The sequence below is a fragment of the Mycobacterium sp. Root265 genome (assembly GCF_001428895.1).
Classification (GTDB): domain Bacteria; phylum Actinomycetota; class Actinomycetes; order Mycobacteriales; family Mycobacteriaceae; genus Mycobacterium.
The window spans coordinates 452,701-471,411 of sequence record NZ_LMJA01000030.1 but is presented as its reverse complement, the minus strand read 5'-3'; the positions used below and the strand labels follow the sequence as shown (position 1 = coordinate 471,411).

Sequence of the window (18,711 nt, the reverse complement as noted above, 5' to 3'; positions counted from 1 at the left end):
GTGCCGTAACAAGAAGGAGCCATTGTGGCCAACCAAGAAGAAATCATCGCCGGCCTCGCCGAGATCATCGAAGAGGTCACCGGCATCGAGCCCTCCGAGGTCACGATGGAGAAGTCCTTCGTCGACGACCTGGACATCGACTCGCTGTCGATGGTGGAGATCGCCGTGCAGACCGAGGACAAGTACGGCGTGAAGATCCCCGATGAGGATCTGGCCGGCCTGCGCACCGTCGGTGACGTCGTCTCCTACATCCAGAAGCTGGAAGAAGAGAACCCCGAGGCTGCCGCCGCACTGCGCGAGAAGTTCGCACAGTGACACGTCCTTCCACTGCTAATGGCGGTTTCCCTAACGTCGTCGTGACCGCCGTCACGGCGACCACTGCGCTCGCGCCGGACATCGAGAGCACGTGGAAGGGCTTGTTGGCAGGCGAAAGCGGCATCCGCATTCTCGAGGACGATTTCGTCGAGAAGTGGGATCTGGCAGTCAAGATCGGTGGCCACCTCGCGGAGCCCCTCGATCCGCTGATGTCGCGGCTGGAACACCGCCGCATGTCCTACGTGCAGCGCATGTCGAAGTACCTCGGCAATCAGCTGTGGGACAGCATCGGACGTCCGGAGGTCGATCCCGACCGCTTTGCGGTCGTGATCGGCACCGGTCTCGGTGGCGGCGAGAAGATCGTCGAGATGTATGACGCGATGAACGAGGGCGGGCCCCGCAAGGTGTCCCCGCTCGCCGTTCAGATGGTCATGCCGAACGGTGCAGCCGCCGTGGTCGGCCTCGAACTCGGGGCCCGCGCCGGTGTCATCACACCGGTGTCGGCGTGTTCGTCGGGTTCCGAGGGCATCGCCCACGCATGGCGACAGATCGTCATGGGTGACGCCGATATCGCGGTCTGCGGTGGCGTCGAAGGCGCCATCGAGGCGCTGCCCATCGCCGCGTTCTCGATGATGCGTGCGATGTCGACCCGCAACGGTGATCCGACGGCGGCCTCGCGGCCGTTCGACAAGGACCGGGACGGTTTCGTGTTCGGCGAAGCCGGTGCGCTCATGGTCATCGAGACCGAGGAGCACGCCCTGGCCCGTGGCGCCAAGCCGCTGGCCCGCATCATGGGTGCCGGTATCACCTCCGATGCGTTCCACATGGTCGCTCCGTCACCGGACGGTCTTCGGGCCGGCCAGGCGATGAAGCGCGCGATGGAAACCGCGGGGCTGTCCCCCAAGGACATCAGCCACGTCAACGCACACGCCACGGCAACCCCGATCGGTGACACCGCAGAGGCAAATGCACTGCGCGTCGCCGGAGTGGACCACGCCGCGGTGTACGCGCCGAAGTCGGCACTGGGTCACTCGATCGGTGCCGTCGGCGCCCTGGAGTCGATCCTGACGGTGCTGGCGCTGCGTGACGGTGTCATCCCGCCGACCCTCAACTACGAGACCCCCGATCCTGAGATCGATCTCGATGTTGTTGCGGGCGAGCCTCGTTATGGCGACTACCAGTACGCCATCAACAACTCGTTCGGTTTCGGTGGCCACAATGTGGCATTGGCGTTCGGACGTTACTGAGGATCGTTACCGGGGATTCAGAGGAGAGTCCTCGGCAGGAATGTGGCAGTAAGAGGTGGGGAACAGCGTGACTGGGCTCTCAACGGGGAACGGTCTTCCCAACGTGGTCGTCACTGGCGTAGCCATGACGACCGCGTTGGCGACCGACGCAGATACGACGTGGAAGAAGCTGCTGGCGGGTGAAAGCGGCATCCGGACACTCGAAGACGATTTCATCGAGATGTACGACCTGCCGGTACGCATCGGCGGCCATCTGCTCGAGGACTTCGACAGCGAGCTGAACCGGGTCGAACTGCGTCGCCTGTCCTATCTGCAGAAGATGTCGACGGTCATCGGCCGTCGGGTATGGGAGAACGCAGGCTCCCCCGAAGTCGACCCCAAGCGTCTGATGGTCTCCATCGGCACCGGTCTGGGATCGGCCGAGGAACTCGTCTTCGCCTACGACGGCATGCGGGCCAAGGGCCTGCGGGCGGTCTCACCGTTGGTGGTGCAGATGTACATGCCCAACGGCGCGGCCGCTGCCGTCGGACTCGAACGCAAGGCCAAAGCCGGTGTCAGCACCGTCATCTCAGCCTGCGCATCGGGTTCGGAGGGCATCGCCAACGCCTGGCGCAACATCGTGCTCGGCGAGGCCGACATCGCCATCTGCGGTGGTGTCGAGACGAAGATCGAAGCGGTGCCGATCGCAGGCTTCGCCCAGATGCGCATCGTGCTCTCCAACACCAACGATGACCCGGCCGGCGCCTGCCGGCCGTTCGACCGGGACCGCAACGGTTTCGTGTTCGGCGAGGGCGGCGCGATGATGGTCATCGAGACCGAAGAGCACGCCAAGGCGCGCGGTGCCAACATCCTGGCCCGCATCATGGGTGCCAGCGTCACCTCCGACGGGTTCCACATCGTGGCGCCGGACCCCAACGGCGAGCAGGCCGGCTACGCGATGTCGCGGTCCATCCAGCTCGCCGGCCTGCAGCCCAGCGATATCGACCACATCAACGCCCACGCGACCGGCACCAGTGTCGGTGACGTCGCCGAGGGCGTGGCGATCAACAACGCGATGAAGGGCCACAAGCCCGCGGTGTACGCGCCGAAGTCGGCGCTGGGTCACTCCGTGGGCGCTGTCGGCGCAGTGGAGTCCATTCTCACAGTGTTCGCCTTGCGCGACGGGATCATCCCCCCGACGCTTAACCTTAAGAATCTGGATCCCGAGATCGACCTGGACGTGGTGGCTGGCGAGCCCCGTACCGGTGACTACAAGTACGCGATCAACAACTCGTTCGGATTCGGTGGGCACAATGTGGCGCTCACCTTCGGAAAGTACTGACAGAAGTACCGAAGGCGCCGGTCACCATTCCGACGCGTAATGAGGAGGACTGGATGACCACTATGGCTCCCGAGGCAGCAGCTGAGTCGCTCGACCCGCGCGACCCACTGCTCCGGTTGAAGATGTTCTTCGACGACGGCAGCGTGTCCGTGCTGCACGAGCGTGACAAGTCCGGTGTGCTGGCCGCCTCCGGCACCGTCAACGGCGTGAAGACCGTCGCGTTCTGCACCGACGGCACCGTCATGGGTGGCGCGATGGGCGTCGAGGGTTGCGCGCACATCGTCAACGCCTATGACGTCGCCATCGAGGAGCAGAGCCCGATCGTCGGCATCTGGCACTCCGGTGGCGCGCGCCTGGCCGAGGGCGTCAAGGCCCTGCACGCGGTCGGACTGGTCTTCGAGGCCATGATCCGTGCCTCCGGGTATGTCCCGCAGATCTCGATCGTCGTCGGCTTCGCCGCCGGTGGCGCCGCCTACGGCCCCGCGCTGACCGATGTCATCGTGATGGCGCCGGACAGCAAGGTCTTCGTCACCGGGCCCGATGTGGTGCGCAGCGTGACCGGCGAGGACGTCGACATGGTGTCCCTCGGCGGCCCGGAAGCCCACCACAAGAAGTCCGGTGTCTGCCATATCGTCGCCGATGGCGAGCTCGACGCCTACGAGCGCGGCCGCCGCCTCGTCGGGCTGTTCTGCCAGCAGGGTCACTTCGACCGCAGCAAGGCCGAGGCCGGCGACACCGACCTCAAGGCCCTGATGCCCGAGTCCGCGCGCCGCGCCTACGACGTGCACCCGATCGTCGAGGCACTGCTGGACAAGGACACCCACTTCGAGGAGTTCCAGTCCCGCTGGGCGCCGTCCATCGTGGTCGGCCTGGGCCGGCTGGCCGGTCGCACCGTCGGCGTCATCGCCAACAACCCGCTGCGCCTCGGCGGCTGCCTGAACTCCGAGAGCGCCGAGAAGTCGGCGCGCTTCGTGCGCCTGTGCGACGCGTTCGGCATCCCGCTGGTCGTCGTCGTCGACGTCCCGGGCTACCTGCCCGGTGTGGACCAGGAGTGGGGCGGCGTGGTGCGCCGCGGCGCGAAGCTGCTGCACGCGTTCGGTGAGGCCACCGTTCCGCGCGTCACGCTGGTCACCCGCAAGATCTACGGCGGTGCCTACATCGCGATGAACTCGCGGTCACTCGGTGCCACCAAGGTCTTCGCCTGGCCGGACGCCGAGGTCGCCGTCATGGGCGCCAAGGCCGCGGTCGGCATCCTGCACAAGCGCAAGTTGGCCGCCGCCGCCGACGACGAGCGCGAGGCCCTGCACGAGGAGCTGGCCGCCGAGCACGAGCGGATCGCCGGTGGCGTGGACAGCGCCATCGAGATCGGCGTGGTGGACGCGAAGATCGATCCCGCCCACACCCGCAGCGTGATCACCCAGGCGCTGGCCGAGGCGCCCGCACGACGCGGCCGCCACAAGAACATCCCGCTGTAACCCGTATTTCCCGCGAAACTGTATTCCAGAAGGCCCTCACTCGTCATTCGCCTTCTGGAATACAGTTTCGGCGTTTCAGACGTGCCTAGCCCGCGGCGGCCCGGTAGGCCGACGGTGTCACACCGACCCGCTGTTTGAACGTCGTCGCGAAATGGCTCGGCGTTGAGAAGCCGACGCTCATGCTGATCTCGGTGATCGACGCGACGCTGGCCGAAAGCAGCGTCTTGGCCCGGTTGATGCGGCGTTCGATCAGGTACTGGTGCGGTGTGGTGCCGAAGGCAGCCGCGAATGCGCGGATGAAGTCGGCGGGAGCCATTTCCGCGAAGTCGGCCATCGACGCCAGGGTGATGTCGGCGTCAAGACTTGTCTCCAGATGCTCGACCAACGCATTTTTTGTCGAGGCATCCAGATCTCGCGGCGATCGGGCGCAGGCGCCTTCTGCGGTGTAGCTGTCGACGATGTGCAGCCGGACAGTCTCGGCGATGCTGTCCCGCATCAGGCGCGACATCGCATCGTGACGATCGGCCAACCCGGCGAGCCTGTCGGTCAATCGGTGCAGGAACGGGTCGAGCTGCCCTATTCGAGGCGTCAACTGCCTGCTCGGCAAAGCTGTTGCGGGAAGAGCAATTTCACAAAATCCCACGGTATCGCCAGTGGCCAGTGCCGCGTATCGGTGGTCAGCCGGTATCACCCATACGTCGCCGACGCGCGGCAGAATCCGCCCGGTCGGGCCGGAGGTGAACTCACTCTCCATCGATTTCAGCCGGCCGTCACGATGCACGACCAGCACATGGTGTCCCTCGGAAAAGCACCAGTCGGTGGGCGTCGCTATGCGTTCGGATACAAAGGAAAAGTTCATGCCCTGGGCCGCGAGACCACGGCGGGCGAGCACCGTTCGCGGCGTCCTGGGTCGTTCCCCCTGCCAAACCCGCATGAACTCTCCCCCGGTGGATGTTTTCCGCAACCACCATAGTTTTTTCGAAGGCGTCCGGCACCTCCACGGCCTTAGCCTCGGGCAAACAATTCAGGAGGGTCGATGACAAGTCCGGGCCGCACCATCGCGGGTAAGAATGTGCTGATCGCCGGCGGTGCGAAGAATCTGGGGGGCCTGATCTCCCGTGACCTGGCCGAGCAGGGCGCCACGGCGGTTGCCGTGCATTACAACAGCGAGGGCAGCAGAGCAGCCGCCCACGAGACCGCCGCTGCTGTGCGGGCCCTTGGCGCGGAGGCGTTTCTGCTCCAGGGCGACCTGACCACCGCGGCAGCGGTCACCCAGTTGTGGACCGATGCCAAAGGCGCGATGGGCAGCGTTGATATCGCCATCAACACCACCGGCATGGTGATCAAGAAGCCGTTCGGGGATATCGCCGAGGACGATTTCGATAAGATCTTCGCCATCAACGCCAAGACGGCGTTCTTCTTCATGCAGGAGGCTGGCAAACACTTGGCGGACGGCGGGAAGCTCACGACCGTTGTTACATCCCTGCTCGGCGCCTTCACCGGCCTGTATTCCATCTACGCCGGATCAAAGGCCCCCGTGGAGCACTTCACACGGGCAGCGTCCAAGGAATTCGGCCCACGCGGTATCTCAGTGACAGCCATTGCGCCGGGTCCGATGGAGACACCGTTCTTCTACGGTCAGGAAAGCACAGAGTCGGCCGAGTACAACCAGAATGCTGCCGACCTGTCGAAGTTCACCTCGACGGGTCTGACCGATCCGGCCGATATCGTTCCGCTAGTACGCTTCCTGGTCGGCGAGGGCTGGTGGATCACCGGCCAGACCATTCTGGCCAATGGCGGCTATACGACCAAGTAGCGCTCAGACGAATTCCGCGGCCGCGGCTTCGGCACGCCCGCGGTCGTCGGCCACCAGGCCGATCCGGGTGCGGCGGTCCAGGATGTCCTCGGCGCTCAACGCGCCTTCATGGGTCACCGCGTACTCGAATTCGGCGCGGATGACATCGATTCCCTCGGCGACCGGCTCGGTGGGCCGGTCGCAGGTGGCCCGGGCGATGACGTTGGGGGCCTCGGCGCCGTAGCGCGCCACCAGTGAGGACGGCATGTCCGACGGCGCCCGGGGGGTGGCGACCGGATTGGCGGGCGCACCCACCAACGGCAGGTTGCGGGTGCGGCATTCGGTGGCGGCCAGCCCGCGCAGCGCCACCGCGCGGTCCACCACGTCCTCGGCCATGTAGCGGTATTCGGTGAGCTTGCCGCCGATCACGCTGATCACGCCGTGGGGTGATTCGGTCACCGCGTGCTCACGGGACACGTCGGCGGTGTGCCCGCCGGATTCGATGAGCGGCCGCAGCCCGGCGTAGGACCCACGGACATCGGCCTGCGTCAGCGCGGTGTCCAGTGCGGTGTTCACGGTGTCGAGCAGGAAGGACACCTCGGCCTGCGTCGGTTGCGGCACATCGGGAATCGGCCCGGGTGCGTCCTCGTCGGTCAGGCCCAGGTACACCCGGCCCAACTGCTCGGGCATCGCGAAGACGAACCGGTTGAGCTCCCCCGGTATCGGGATGGTCAGTGCCGCAGTGGGATTGCCGAAGGTGGCCGCGTCGAAGACCAGGTGGGTGCCACGGCTGGGCCGCAGCCGGATCGACGGGTCCACCTCCCCCGCCCACACACCGGAGGCGTTGATCACCGCGCGGGCGCGCACGTCCACCGATTCACCGGTGAGCTCGTCGACCAGGCGAACCGAATCACCCTGGGCGCCATGGGCGGAAACCCGGGTCAACACCGTGGCTCCGTGTTGGGCGGCGGTGCGGGCCACCGCGGTGACCAACCGGGCGTCATCGATCAGCTGACCGTCGTAGGCCAGGAAGGCGCCGTCGAGTCCGTCACGGCGCACCGTCGGCGCCAGCTCCACCGCGCGGGCGGCATCGACCCGGCGTGACCGCGGGAGCGTCTTGACCGAGGTCCCCGCCAATCGGCGTAGCCCGTCGCCGGCCACGAACCCGACCCGGACCAGAGCGCGGGAGGCCCGGTTCATACCGGGTAGCAACGGAACCAGCTGCGGCATGGCGGATACCAGGTGAGGTGCGTTGCGGGTCATCAGGATTCCGCGTTCGATGGCGCTGCGGCGGGCGATGCCGACATTGCCGGTGGCCAGGTAGCGCAGCCCGCCGTGCACGAGTTTGGAACTCCAGCGGCTGGTGCCGAACGCCAGATCGTGTTTCTCCACCAGGACTACCCGCAGCCCGCGGGTCGCTGCGTCGAGGGCGATGCCGGTGCCGGTGATCCCGCCGCCGATGACCAGGACATCGACGGGCCCGCCGTCTGCGAGGGCAGTGAGTTCGGTGCTGCGGCGCTCGCGGTTGAGGGCGCTGTCCTCGATGGGTGCAGGGTTCATGGCTGCAGGTATCCGTTCAGGGCGTGGGCGAGTTCGGCGGCCAGATCGGCGGCGCCCAGGATGGGCTCGACCATCTGCGCGGACTGCACGGTCGACTGGGTGATGAGCAGGCACATCGCGGCCAGCCGGCGTGGATCGCCGGCACGCACGCTGCCGTGCTCCTGGGCCAGTTCGATCTGACCGGCGGTGGCATCGATGAGGATCTGTTGGCTGGTGCCCAGCCGTTCGGCGATGTAGACCATCGCCAGTTCGGGGGCGCTGTGCAGCACCGACATCACGATCTCGTCGTGCTGCAGGCGTTCGGCGACCGCGACGATGCGGGCGACCAGCGCCTCCCGGCCGACCTCGCGGTCACCGGCGTCGTCGAGTACGCGGGTCACCCTGGAGGTGAGCAGGGCGGCCAGGATCGATGGCGTGTCCGGCCAGCGCCGGTAGACCGTCGGGCGGCTGACGCCGGCGCGACGGGCGATCTCGGCCAGAGTGACCCGGTCGATGCCGTAGGCGAGCACGCAGGCAGCGGCGGCATCGAGGATCCGATCGCCGAGCGACTCATCGTTACTGATTGACATGATATGTAATACTGTAACGCATGACGCCCGTTGATGCCGCCCTGCAACCCCCGATGAAGTGGAATGCCTGGGGAGACCCGCGGGCCGCCAAGCCACTCTCCGACGGCATCAAGGCGCTCCTGCAGCAGGCGCTGGGTATCGACGGCCCGGCCACCCCCGAACTGGCGATCACCGAGGTCCGGGTGCGCCCCTCGGCACTGACCGACGCGGACCGCGCAGCGCTGGAAGCCGTTGTCGGAGACCAGTTCTGCCGCACCGACGACACCAGCAGGCTGCTGCGGGCCGGTGGCAAGTCCACCCCGGACCTGTTGCGCCGCAAGGATACCGGTGTGCAGGATGCTCCGGATGCGGTGCTGCTTCCCGGCGGGGAGGATGACATCGTCGAACTGCTGCGCGTCTGTTCCGAGCGCCGGATCGCCGTCGTCCCGTTCGGCGGCGGCACCACCGTGGTCGGCGGCGTCGACCCCGAACGTGGCGGATTCGCCTCGGTCATCTCGCTGGACCTGCGACGGTTGGACGCACTGCACAGCCTCGACGCGGAATCCGGCGAGGCCGAACTCGGCGCCGGCGTCACCGGCCCCCGCGCCGAGGAACTGCTCGGCGCACAAGGCTTCTCACTCGGGCATTTCCCGCAGAGTTTCCAGTTCGCCACCATCGGCGGGTTCGCCGCCACCCGGTCCTCGGGACAGGATTCCGCCGGCTACGGCAGATTCGACGACATGGTCCGCGGGCTGCGCGTGGTGACACCGGCCGGCGTGCTCGACCTGGGCCGCGCGCCGGCCTCGGCGGCCGGCCCCGATCTGCGCCAGCTCATCGTCGGCTCCGAGGGCGTGTTCGGCATCATCACCAGGGTGCGGGTCCGGGTGCACCCGGTGTCCGAGTCCACCCGCTACGAGGCCTGGTCGTTCCCCGATTTCGCCACCGGCGCAGCCGCTTTGCGTGCCGTCATCCAGACCGGCACCGGCCCGACGGTGCTCCGGCTCTCCGACGAGGCCGAAACCGGCGTCAACCTGGCGACCACCGAGAGCATCGGCGAGCAGACCATCACCGGCGGCTGCCTGGCTATCACCGTGTTCGAGGGGACCGCGGCCCACACCGAGAGCCGCCACGCCGAGACCGCCGCGCTGCTGCGGGCCAACGGCGCCACCTCCCTGGGTGAAGCACCGGCCAAGGGGTGGGAACACGGCCGCTTCGGCGCTCCGTACCTGCGGGATTCGCTGCTGGCGGCCGGCGCACTGTGCGAAACCCTGGAAACCGCGACCAACTGGTCCAACATCCCCGCGCTCAAGGCCGCCGTCACCGCGGCGTTGTCCGAGTCACTCGGGCAGGCACTGGTGATGTGCCATATTTCGCATGTGTACCCCACCGGAGCGTCGCTGTACTTCACCGTCGTCGCCGCCCAGCAGGGTGACCCGATCGAGCAGTGGCGCCGCGCCAAGGCCGCCGCCTCGGACGCCATGGTGCGCACCGGGGCCACCATCACCCACCACCACGCCGTCGGCGCCGATCACCGGCCGTGGATGCAGGCCGAGATCGGCGATCTCGGCGTGGAGATCCTGCGATCGGTCAAGTCGACCCTGGATCCGGCCGGGATCCTCAACCCCGGCAAGCTGATTCCGTGATCAACCGGGTCACCGTCCTGACCAACCCGGCGTCGGGGCACGGCAGCGCACCGCACGCCGCGGAGCGGGCCATCACACAGCTGCACCGGCGTGGCGTCGATGTGGTGGCCATCGCGGGCCGTGACTCCGCACATGCGCGCCAGCTCGTCGAGGGCGCGCTGGAACGCGGTATGGACGCGCTCGTCGTCGTCGGCGGTGACGGCATCATCTCGCTGGCGTTGCAGGTGCTCGCCCAGACCGAGATCCCGCTGGGCATCGTCCCGGCGGGCACCGGCAACGACCACGCCCGCGAGTTCGGTATCCCGGCAAAGGATCCCGCGGCCGCCGCCGACGTGATCGCCGATGGCAACATCAGCGAGATCGACCTGGGCCGAATCTCCGGTGCCGACGGCACCGACCGCTGGTTCGGCACCGTGATGGCCGCCGGGTTCGATTCGCTGGTCACCGACCGCACCAACCGGATGACCTGGCCGCACGGCCGGATGCGCTACAACCTGGCCATGGTGGCCGAGATCTCGAAGCTGCGGCTGCTGCCGTTCCGGCTGTCATTCGACGGTGGTGAGGAACTCGTCACCGAGCTCACCCTGGCCGCGTTCGGCAACACCAGGAGCTACGGCGGGGGCATGAAGATCTGTCCGGGCGCGGACCCGCGGGACGGCCTGCTCGACGCGACGATGGTGGCCTCGGCGTCACGGACCAGGCTGATCCGGCTGTTCCCCACCGTGTTCAAGGGCACCCATGTCGATCTCGACGAGGTGCGCACGGCGCGGGCGACGACGATCACCGTCGACTGCCCGGGCATCAACGCCTATGCCGACGGCGAGTACGTGTGCCCGCTGCCCGTCACCGTGACCGCGGTACCGGGCGCGCTGAAGATCCTCACGCCCTAGCATCGAGCCGTGGACTGGGAGTTCGACGGTGCGGTGTTCCAGTTGGCTCAGAAAGGCACCGCCCGGCACCCTATTTCTTCATTTCTTCGTCGAGACGCCGCCCGAGGTCGACGATTTCCTGCGCGCGCACCTCGGTGAGCTGACTTACGGGTGGGGCGTCATCCCGGCCCGGGTGGGCATCGGTGCCACCGAGGTGACGACATCGCTGATCCCGAAAGACGATGTGTACCTGGTGCCGCTGAAGGTGGCGCTGCGCCGGCCCGAAGGTATCGACGACGGCGACACCGTGCGGGTGCGGCTGAGCGTCGGGGGTTAGCCGACGCCCCTGTTCAGCCAGGTGACCTCGCCGGTGTCGCCACCGCCGCGGTAGGGCTCCAGCGATTCGTCCCAGGCCGTGCCGAGCACCGAGTCCAGATCGGCGGCCAGCGCGTCGGCGCCGGAGGCCATCAGGGAACGCAGCCGCTGCTCGCCGACCATCACGTCCCCGTTGGCGCTCATCGCGCCGCTCCACAGACCGAGTTGCGGGGTGTGGCACCAGCGGTGTCCGTCCACGCCCTCACTGGGATCCTCGGTCACCTCGAAGCGCAGCACCGACCACGACCGCAAGGCGTTGGCCAACTGCGCGCCGGTACCCACCGGGCCCACCCAGTTGGTGACGGCTCGCAGCTGTCCGGGCATGGCGGGTTGGGGCGTCCACTTGAGGTTCGCCCGCGCCGACAGGGTCGACGAAAGAGCCCACTCGACATGTGGGCATACCGCCGCGGGCGAGGCGTGAACGTAGACCACGCCAGTTGTCGCCTCGGCGAACTGGTTCGACGCACGCATACATCTGCTCCTTCGGCTCCACTAGGGACGTCTTCCCCAACGACCTGGCGTTACCGAACTGTGCAGCTGTTTCGCGCGTGTCTATTGTGCCCCGTGGGACGCGTGTTGCGCTAGTGTGCGCCGAATTCTCTCAGGACTCCATCAGAGATGGCCGGCCACAGCGGATACGTCCACTCCCCGAAGTCCCGGTCGGTGAGTACCACAAAGGCCAGCTCAGCGGCAGGATCCACCCACAGGAACGTGCCGGACTGGCCGAAGTGGCCGTAGGTCCGGGCCGAGTTGGACGTCCCGGTCCAGTGCGGCGATTTCTCAGCCCGGATCTCGAACCCCAGCCCCCAGTCGTTCGGGCGCTGCGATCCGAACCCCGGCAGCACCCCGTTCAGACCGGGAAACTGCACGGTCGTCGCCTCGGTGTGCAGCTGGGGCGTCACCAGCGCCGGGCGCAGCAGATCCGCGGCGAAACGCGCCAGATCCTCGACCGAGGACTCGCCGCCATAGCCGGCTGCCGCCGCGCCGCCGGCCAGCGTCGACGCCGCCATCCCGAGCGGTTCGAACACGGCCTCCCGCAGGTAGTGGCCGAACTCGATTTCGGCCGCACTCTGCAGCGCTTCGGCCAGCAGAGTGAAGCCGTAGTTGGAGTAGATGCGCCGGGTCCCTGGAGCGGCGAGCACCTGATCGGTGTGCATCGACACCCCCGACGCGTGCGCCAGCAGGTGACGCACCGTCGCACCGGGCGGGCCTGCGGGTGTGTCCAGTTCGAAGGCGCCCTCCTCCACCGCGACCTGTGCGGCGCGGGCAACGAGCGGCTTGGTGACCGAAGCCAGCCGGAACGGGCGGGCGGTGTCACCATGGGTCGCGAGGACACCGGAGGGTGCGATGACCGCGGCGGCGGCGGCCGGGACCGGCCAGTCGGCCAGGACGTCGAGTGCGCTCATAGGCGCCCGAGCCTACTTGCGTGGGCTTATGCCCGAAACTGGACACCTGTCTGACAGATCTCGGATGCGCGTATTAGGTTATAGGCATGAGTCAGTGAGCCCCGCGACTCCTGTAGTACGTTTACTCACGAGCAACTCAAACTACTGATAGTAAACATGCGGGCGGCGCGGCAGCACGCCCGGCGGCATCCCTCCATACGAAAGGTTCAGCTAGGCATGAGTCAGACGGTGCGCGGCGTCATCTCCCGGTCCAAAGGTCAGCCCGTCGAATTGGTCGACATCGTCATCCCCGATCCGGGTCCCGGCGAGGTCGTCGTGGCGATCCAGGCCTGCGGTGTCTGTCATACCGATCTGACCTACCGCGAGGGCGGCATCAACGACGAGTACCCGTTCCTGCTCGGGCACGAGGCCGCCGGCATCGTGGAGACCATCGGCGAGGGTGTCACCCACGTCGAGGTCGGCGACTTCGTCATCCTGAACTGGCGCGCGGTGTGCGGTGAGTGCCGGGCCTGCAAGCGCGGCCGCCCGCACCTGTGCTTCGACACCTTCAACGCCACCCAGAAGATGACGCTGACCGACGGCACCGAGCTGTCCCCCGCGCTGGGCATCGGCGCCTTCGCCGACAAGACCCTGGTGCACGAGGGCCAGTGCACCAAGGTCGACCCGTCCGCGGACCCGGCGGTGGCCGGCCTGTTGGGCTGCGGTGTGATGGCCGGCCTGGGCGCGGCGGTCAACACCGGAAACATCAACCGCGATGACACCGTCGCGGTGATCGGCTGCGGTGGCGTCGGGGACGCCGCCATCGCCGGTGCCGCCCTGGTCGGCGCGCGGCGCATCATCGCCGTCGACGTCGACGACCGCAAACTGCAGGTGGCCCGCGAATTCGGCGCGACCCACACCATCAACGCCAAAGACCTCGACCCGATCGAGACCATTCAGGACCTCACCGACGGATTCGGCGCGGACGTGGTGATCGACGCGGTCGGGCGCCCCGAGACCTGGAAGCAGGCGTTCTACGCCCGCGACCTGGCAGGCACCGTGGTCCTGGTCGGGGTGCCGACCCCGGACATGAAGCTGGAGATGCCGCTGGTCGACTTCTTCTCCCGAGGCGGCTCGCTGAAGTCCTCCTGGTACGGCGACTGCCTGCCCGAGCGCGACTTCCCCACCCTGATCAGCCTTTACCTGCAGGGCCGGCTGCCGCTGGAGAAGTTCGTCTCCGAACGCATCGCTCTGGACCAGGTCGAGGAGGCGTTCCACAAGATGCACGCCGGCGAGGTACTGCGATCGGTCGTGGTGCTCTGATGGGCAACGTGCAGCGCGTGGTCACCAGCGGCACCTTCGAACTCGACGGCGGCAGCTGGGACGTCGACAACAACATCTGGCTGGTCGGCGACGACAAGGATGTCATCGTCTTCGACGCCGCCCACACCTCGGCCCCCATCATCGAGGCGGTCGCGGGACGCAATGTCGTCGCGGTCATCTGCACCCACGGGCACAACGACCACATCACCGTCGCCCCCGAACTCGCCACCGCCCTCGACGCCCCGGTCTTCCTGCACCCGGCCGACGAGATGCTCTGGCGCGTCGTGCACCCCGAAGCCGAATTCCGCAGCGTCGAGGACGGTCTGGTCCTCACCGCCGGCGGTATCGAACTGCACGCCCTGCACACTCCCGGACACTCGCCGGGCTCGGTCTGCTGGTCGATCCCCGAACTGAACGCGGTCGTCTCCGGGGACACCCTGTTCCAGGGCGGGCCCGGAGCCACCGGGCGCTCCTACTCGGACTTCCCGACCATCCTGGACTCCATCTCCACCAAGCTGGGCACCCTGCCCGCAGAGACCATCGTCTACACCGGCCACGGCGACACCACCACCATCGGCGGCGAGATCGTGCACTACGACGAATGGGTGGCGCGCGGCCACTGAGCAATGCACACCGTTGACGCCGTCGCGACGATCCTGCTGTTCGTCGTGCTGCTCGGCTGGGTGGGCCTGGCGGTGTACGCCGGCGCCATGAGCGTCATGCTCAGCGACAGCGGGGCACCCGGCATCGCGATGGTAGGCGTGGCCCTGGCCGTCGTCGGTATACCGGCCTCGGCGGTCGCCGTCTATGTGGTGGCCGTCGTATCCGCCTGGCGGGCAGACGGTTACACGTTCTACTACCCGCTGGTCGCGTTCGCCGCGGGCACGGCACTGGGCGCGTCGGTGGCCGCTGTGGCCTTCGGGTTGGTGCGGCTGGGGCTGCGACTGCACGGCACCGACGCCGACAGCAGTCCGGAGGCGGTGCCCGCACCGGCGGTCTACACCTTCGACACAGTGCACGAAGTCCGCGACGGCGGTCTCGTCATCGAACTCGGCATCGAACGCTCCAGCGGCCGCCGGTATCTGAGAACCCCGATGCCGCAGCGCGACGGTGAGTATCGCGAATACCACGGCATCGACGTCGCGATGTACGACCTGTTCTCCGATGACCCCGAGGCGGCGCTCGCCTTCGCCGCACAGTGCCGCGCCGGGCGGCACGAGGATCGTTGGCTGCCACCGCCCGGGGCGCCGGCGGCCGCGCCCCCGTCCCCCGATCGCAAGCATCTGGCCAGGAAACGGGCCGTCCTGCTGACCGACCATCCCGCCGACGCCTCGGGTGTCGCCGCCCGCGGCCTGCCGGTGGGCACCCCGTTCGTGGTCATCGTCGGCAACCGCGTCGACGCGGACGGCAACCTCGCGGTCCGGCTGCCGGGCGAGGGCTCCGACATCGTTTCCGTCGACGCCCGTCTGTTGGGCGTGCACTGAGGCCGCCGGGTACTAGGCTCTGCCCCATGTCGGGGCGGCGGCTGCTCACCATGGTCATGTGCCTGGCCATGATGATCGCCGCTGTCGCGTGCGCGACTCCGCTACCGGACCACCCGGAGCCGGCACCGGCGAGGACCACGGCCGCACCCGCACCGGAGATCCCGGATCTCGGGGTCTCCGGGACCTCCCTGACCCTGGACGGTCAACCCTGGTGGCCGATCGGTATCAACGCCTACCAGCTGGCCACCGACTGGGCGGTGAACGCCGGGTGCGGCGCTCAGGTGGACCTCGACACGTATTTCAATCAGCTGCAACCACATTCGCTGACCCGGTTCAACGCGTTCTCCAGCCTCGCGGTGAACAAGCACACCGGGCAACTCGACTTCAGCGCCCTGGACGCCGTGGTCCGCGCCGCCGAACGCCACGGCCAATTGCTCATCGCGGTGCTCTCCAGCAACGAAGGCAGCTGCGAAGGAGACTCCTTCAAGGACTACCAGTGGTACGCCGGTGGCTGGCACACCGAGATCGCACCCGGCCTGCCGATGTCCTTCCAGGCCTGGATGGACACCGCTGTGCAGCGCTGGGCCGGCTCACCGGCGCTGGCCGGCTGGACGGCCGTCGGTGAACCCGAACCGTCGGACTGCCGCGATCCTCAGTGCGACTGGACCCGGCGCTACTGTCACCCCGACTCGGCGAAGGTACTGCGCGCGTTCTACGACGCCACCGGCGCCCGAATCCGCGAACTCGACCCCGGCACACCGATTTTCAGTGGTCACGCCGGCGGCGGTCAGTGCGGCTCGGCCGGCGAGGCCTTCGAATACGTGAACGCCTCACCCGGGGTCGACGTGCTGGAGTACCACTTCTACCACGGCATCGACTACCTGCCGGGGAACGTGTTCGACGGGCTCGCGCGGCGCGCGCAGCAGGCCCAGAAACTGAACAAGCCACTGCTGATCACCGAGATCGGGATGGAGGCCGGATCCTGCGGATCGCTGGACGAGCGGGAACGGGTGCTGCGCGACGCCTTCACCGAAATGCGCAGGCAGGGCACGGCGGGTGCGATGTTCTGGGCCTTCGTCCCGGACCCGCGTCCCCGGGAATGCACGCTGGACATCGGGCCCACCGACCCGCTGATGAGGCTCGTCGGCACCGCGCCGAACTGACGGCTTTGCGATCACGCTGAGCCAGTACCTACCCGCGGCCCGGCGCTGCGCCGATAGTCAACAGCCATGACGACATCGAGCGGACGCACCGCCGCGATCATCGGCGCCGGGCAGACCGGCGTGACGGCGGCACTGGGATTGCTGGACAACGGGTTTGATGTCACCATCTACAGCGAACGTGACCAGGCCGCCCTGCGTGACGACGTGCCGGCGACCGGCACCGCGCTGATCTTCGGCGAGGCGCAGCGCGCCGAAGAGAGCCTCGGGCTCAACACCTATCTCGCCACGGCGCCGCTGTCCACCGGGCAGAGCGTGCGGGTACTCGACGGTGCCACCGAGGCGATCGCCTTCGACGGCTGGTTCGACGGAGCCCGCGGTGTCGCGGTGGACACCCGACTGAAGGCCGACGACCGGCTGAGCCTGTTCCAGCAGCGCGGCGGACATTTCGTGGCGGAGGCGGTGGACCCGGCACGCCTCGACGCGATCGCCGCCAAGGCCGATCTGACGCTGGTGGCCACCGGCCGCGGCGGGCTGTCCGCGCTGTTCCCCGTCGACACCGCCCGCACCGTGTACGACAAGCCGCAGCGCAGCCTGCTGGCCTTCTCGGTCACCGGGCTCGGCCACGGGACCGACGTGTTCGCCCATCGCAGCACCGCGGGCGGGCAACACCACGCCTTCACCGTGGTGGCCGGCCAGGGCGAAACCTTCTGGGGCCCTTACCTGCACAAGGACGCCGGCCCGAGCTGGGCGTTCCTGGGGTGGGCCCACCCGGGCAGCGACTTCGCGCGCCGATTCTCCACCGTAACCGACGCAACGACCGCCCTGGAGATCGCGACCGGACTGCACCGCGACTACATCGACTGGGACCTACCCGAGGTCAGCAGGCTCCAGGTCATCGAGGAGGACCCGCATTCCTGGCTCACCGGGGCCGTCACCCAGGTGGTGCGGCACGGGGTCGGGCACACCGCCGGAGGGCACCCCGTCGCCGCGCTGGGCGACACCGCAATCTCCTACGATCCGATCGCCGGTCAAGGCGCCCAGGGTGGGCTGATCCACGCCGCCGCGCTGGTGCGCACGGCCGCCGCACACGACGGACCGTTCGACACGGCCTGGCTGACGGCGGCGTTCGAGGACTTCTACGACCGGCGCGGTCGCGCCGCCCAGCGGGTGACCCAGCTGTTCCTGGCCGATCCGGACTTCGCCGAATACGGCAACCTGTACTTCGCCGCCGCCAGCGGCAGCCCGCGGTTCGCGGGCAAGCTGTTCGGGCTGCTCGACGATCCGCGCCCGTTCGAGGCGGTGACCTCGGTGGAAGCCGCCAAGGCCCTGATCACCGAGTTCGCCGGCGAACCGGCCGATGAGGTGCTGGCCCGGTTCGAGCCGGCAGGACGCTTCGAGCGGTCCCGGCTGCTCTCACCCGCCGCCTAGCAGCCTGCGCTTCTCGGCGTCGAACTCGGCGTCGGTCAGCGCACCGCAATCACGCAGGGCGGCCAGCGTTTTCAGCTGCTCGATGCGGATACCGTCCTCGGTCGGGATGTACGCGGACGCCGGCTGGTAGGACACGGCCGGTGGGTCGCCGAGATGGAAGGTCGGCGGCGGCGGTCCGGTGGGCACCTGGCGCGGCGCGCGGCGCACCTTGGCAGCCCAGATCCTCGCGATGATCAGGTCGACGACGGCGAGCCCGAACACCGCCGCGCACCACCAGGGCAGGGCGCCCCAATGGCTGCCGTGACCGAAGGCGAGGCGCGGGCTGAGATAGGCGCCGACGTTGCCGTCCGTACGGATCCGATACCTGCCGTCCTCGGCGACCTGGGCCACCCACACCCGGACCCGGGCATCGTTGTTCACCGTGGTTGTGCCGCCGATGCTTTCGGTGATCACCGGCTCGGGAACACCGGCCGGCGGGTCGATGCCCATCTGCAGATCCGGTATCGGCAGGCCACCACCGCTGGTGCTGCCGATGATCTGGGTGTGAAAGCTGATGATCACCTCACCGGCGGGCAGCTGCAGCTGCTCGGCACCGGGGATCGGCACCTCGCCGTAGGCGTTGTACTTGTCGAAGACGAACGCGTTGAGAATCAGCGACGCCACGAACCCGATCCCGGCCACCACCATGGTCACCACCGCCAGGATGGTGAGCAGGCGCGGCACAGTAGCTGGACTCATGGCTGGAAGTCTGGCACGACGGCCGCTTCGACGGCGCGTACC

At 68.0% G+C, this 18,711-nt stretch carries 19 protein-coding genes; 13 read left to right on the top strand and 6 right to left on the bottom strand.

Annotated features, from left to right (window positions below):
• Positions 1–21: 21 nt before the first annotated feature.
• From acpM to ASE48_RS24680, 4 genes are all read left to right on the top strand, one after another.
• A complete protein-coding gene (acpM, locus tag ASE48_RS24695) occupies positions 22–315 on the top strand; it encodes a meromycolate extension acyl carrier protein AcpM (RefSeq protein ID WP_057169783.1) in 294 nt (97 codons plus the stop codon).
• A complete protein-coding gene (gene kasA / locus ASE48_RS24690; protein WP_057169782.1) occupies positions 312–1,562 on the top strand; it encodes a 3-oxoacyl-ACP synthase KasA in 1,251 nt (416 codons plus the stop codon). Before acpM ends, kasA begins: the two co-directional genes overlap by 4 nt.
• Positions 1,563–1,629: 67 nt before the next feature.
• Entirely contained in the window at positions 1,630–2,883 is a 1,254-nt protein-coding gene (kasB, locus tag ASE48_RS24685; protein WP_057169781.1) for a 3-oxoacyl-ACP synthase KasB, read from the top strand.
• 53 nt (positions 2,884–2,936) lie between these two features.
• On the top strand, positions 2,937–4,358 hold the full coding sequence (locus ASE48_RS24680) for an acyl-CoA carboxylase subunit beta (protein WP_057169780.1): 1,422 nt from the start codon (positions 2,937–2,939) through the stop codon (positions 4,356–4,358).
• Between the two features lie 85 nt (positions 4,359–4,443).
• Here the strand turns inward: ASE48_RS24680 and ASE48_RS24675 are convergent, their stop codons facing one another.
• Positions 4,444–5,250 (bottom strand): helix-turn-helix transcriptional regulator, encoded by an 807-nt coding sequence (locus ASE48_RS24675; RefSeq protein ID WP_235571452.1) that lies wholly within the window; start codon positions 5,248–5,250, stop codon positions 4,444–4,446.
• A 144-nt stretch (positions 5,251–5,394) separates the two neighbouring features.
• Between ASE48_RS24675 and ASE48_RS24670 the strand changes: the two genes are divergently transcribed.
• The gene (locus tag ASE48_RS24670; protein WP_057169779.1) at positions 5,395–6,174 is read left to right on the top strand and encodes an SDR family oxidoreductase; all 780 of its coding nucleotides are present in this window, start codon (positions 5,395–5,397) and stop codon (positions 6,172–6,174) included.
• A 3-nt stretch (positions 6,175–6,177) separates the two neighbouring features.
• Here the strand turns inward: ASE48_RS24670 and ASE48_RS24665 are convergent, their stop codons facing one another.
• Positions 6,178–7,713: a glycerol-3-phosphate dehydrogenase/oxidase gene (locus ASE48_RS24665; RefSeq protein WP_057169778.1), complete on the bottom strand. Its 1,536-nt coding sequence runs from the start codon at positions 7,711–7,713 to the stop codon at positions 6,178–6,180.
• On the bottom strand, positions 7,710–8,285 hold the full coding sequence (locus ASE48_RS24660; RefSeq protein ID WP_057170018.1) for a TetR/AcrR family transcriptional regulator: 576 nt from the start codon (positions 8,283–8,285) through the stop codon (positions 7,710–7,712). Before ASE48_RS24660 ends, ASE48_RS24665 begins: the two co-directional genes overlap by 4 nt.
• A gap of 50 nt (positions 8,286–8,335) precedes the next feature.
• Between ASE48_RS24660 and ASE48_RS24655 the strand changes: the two genes are divergently transcribed.
• The 3 genes from ASE48_RS24655 to ASE48_RS24645 are packed head-to-tail and all read left to right on the top strand — an operon-like array spanning position 8,336 to position 11,110.
• The gene (locus ASE48_RS24655; protein ID WP_156409376.1) at positions 8,336–9,904 is read left to right on the top strand and encodes an FAD-binding oxidoreductase; all 1,569 of its coding nucleotides are present in this window, start codon (positions 8,336–8,338) and stop codon (positions 9,902–9,904) included.
• A complete protein-coding gene (locus ASE48_RS24650; protein ID WP_057170017.1) occupies positions 9,904–10,794 on the top strand; it encodes a diacylglycerol kinase in 891 nt (296 codons plus the stop codon). The genes ASE48_RS24655 and ASE48_RS24650 overlap by 1 nt, the downstream gene beginning before the upstream one ends.
• Positions 10,795–10,822: 28 nt before the next feature.
• Positions 10,823–11,110: a DUF1905 domain-containing protein gene (locus ASE48_RS24645; protein WP_156409349.1), complete on the top strand. Its 288-nt coding sequence runs from the start codon at positions 10,823–10,825 to the stop codon at positions 11,108–11,110.
• Here ASE48_RS24645 and ASE48_RS24640 read toward each other — a convergent pair.
• Positions 11,107–11,619, bottom strand: a complete 513-nt coding sequence (locus ASE48_RS24640; protein WP_057169776.1) for a DUF3145 domain-containing protein — start codon at positions 11,617–11,619, stop codon at positions 11,107–11,109. The two genes, ASE48_RS24645 and ASE48_RS24640, sit on opposite strands and share 4 nt — an antisense overlap.
• A 110-nt stretch (positions 11,620–11,729) precedes the next feature.
• Complete coding sequence (locus ASE48_RS24635) at positions 11,730–12,554, bottom strand: serine hydrolase domain-containing protein (protein ID WP_057169775.1); 825 nt, start codon at positions 12,552–12,554, stop codon at positions 11,730–11,732.
• Positions 12,555–12,770: 216 nt separating this feature from the next.
• Here ASE48_RS24635 and ASE48_RS24630 point away from each other — a divergent pair, with 216 nt between their 5' ends.
• The 5 genes from ASE48_RS24630 to ASE48_RS24610 all read left to right on the top strand — a co-directional run bounded on the left by ASE48_RS24630 (position 12,771) and on the right by ASE48_RS24610 (position 17,931).
• A complete protein-coding gene (locus ASE48_RS24630) occupies positions 12,771–13,856 on the top strand; it encodes an S-(hydroxymethyl)mycothiol dehydrogenase (protein ID WP_057169774.1) in 1,086 nt (361 codons plus the stop codon).
• The gene (locus ASE48_RS24625; RefSeq protein ID WP_057169773.1) at positions 13,856–14,479 is read left to right on the top strand and encodes an MBL fold metallo-hydrolase; all 624 of its coding nucleotides are present in this window, start codon (positions 13,856–13,858) and stop codon (positions 14,477–14,479) included. The genes ASE48_RS24630 and ASE48_RS24625 overlap by 1 nt, the downstream gene beginning before the upstream one ends.
• A 3-nt stretch (positions 14,480–14,482) precedes the next feature.
• A complete protein-coding gene (locus ASE48_RS24620) occupies positions 14,483–15,340 on the top strand; it encodes a DUF7161 family protein (RefSeq protein ID WP_057169772.1) in 858 nt (285 codons plus the stop codon).
• Between the two features lie 26 nt (positions 15,341–15,366).
• Positions 15,367–16,503 (top strand): glycosyl hydrolase, encoded by a 1,137-nt coding sequence (locus ASE48_RS24615; RefSeq protein ID WP_057169771.1) that lies wholly within the window; start codon positions 15,367–15,369, stop codon positions 16,501–16,503.
• 66 nt (positions 16,504–16,569) lie between these two features.
• Positions 16,570–17,931, top strand: a complete 1,362-nt coding sequence (locus ASE48_RS24610) for a styrene monooxygenase/indole monooxygenase family protein (RefSeq protein ID WP_057169770.1) — start codon at positions 16,570–16,572, stop codon at positions 17,929–17,931.
• Here the strand turns inward: ASE48_RS24610 and ASE48_RS24605 are convergent.
• On the bottom strand, positions 17,917–18,669 hold the full coding sequence (locus ASE48_RS24605; protein WP_057169769.1) for an SHOCT domain-containing protein: 753 nt from the start codon (positions 18,667–18,669) through the stop codon (positions 17,917–17,919). The genes ASE48_RS24610 and ASE48_RS24605 overlap by 15 nt on opposite strands.
• Between the last annotated feature and the right edge of the window lie 42 nt (positions 18,670–18,711).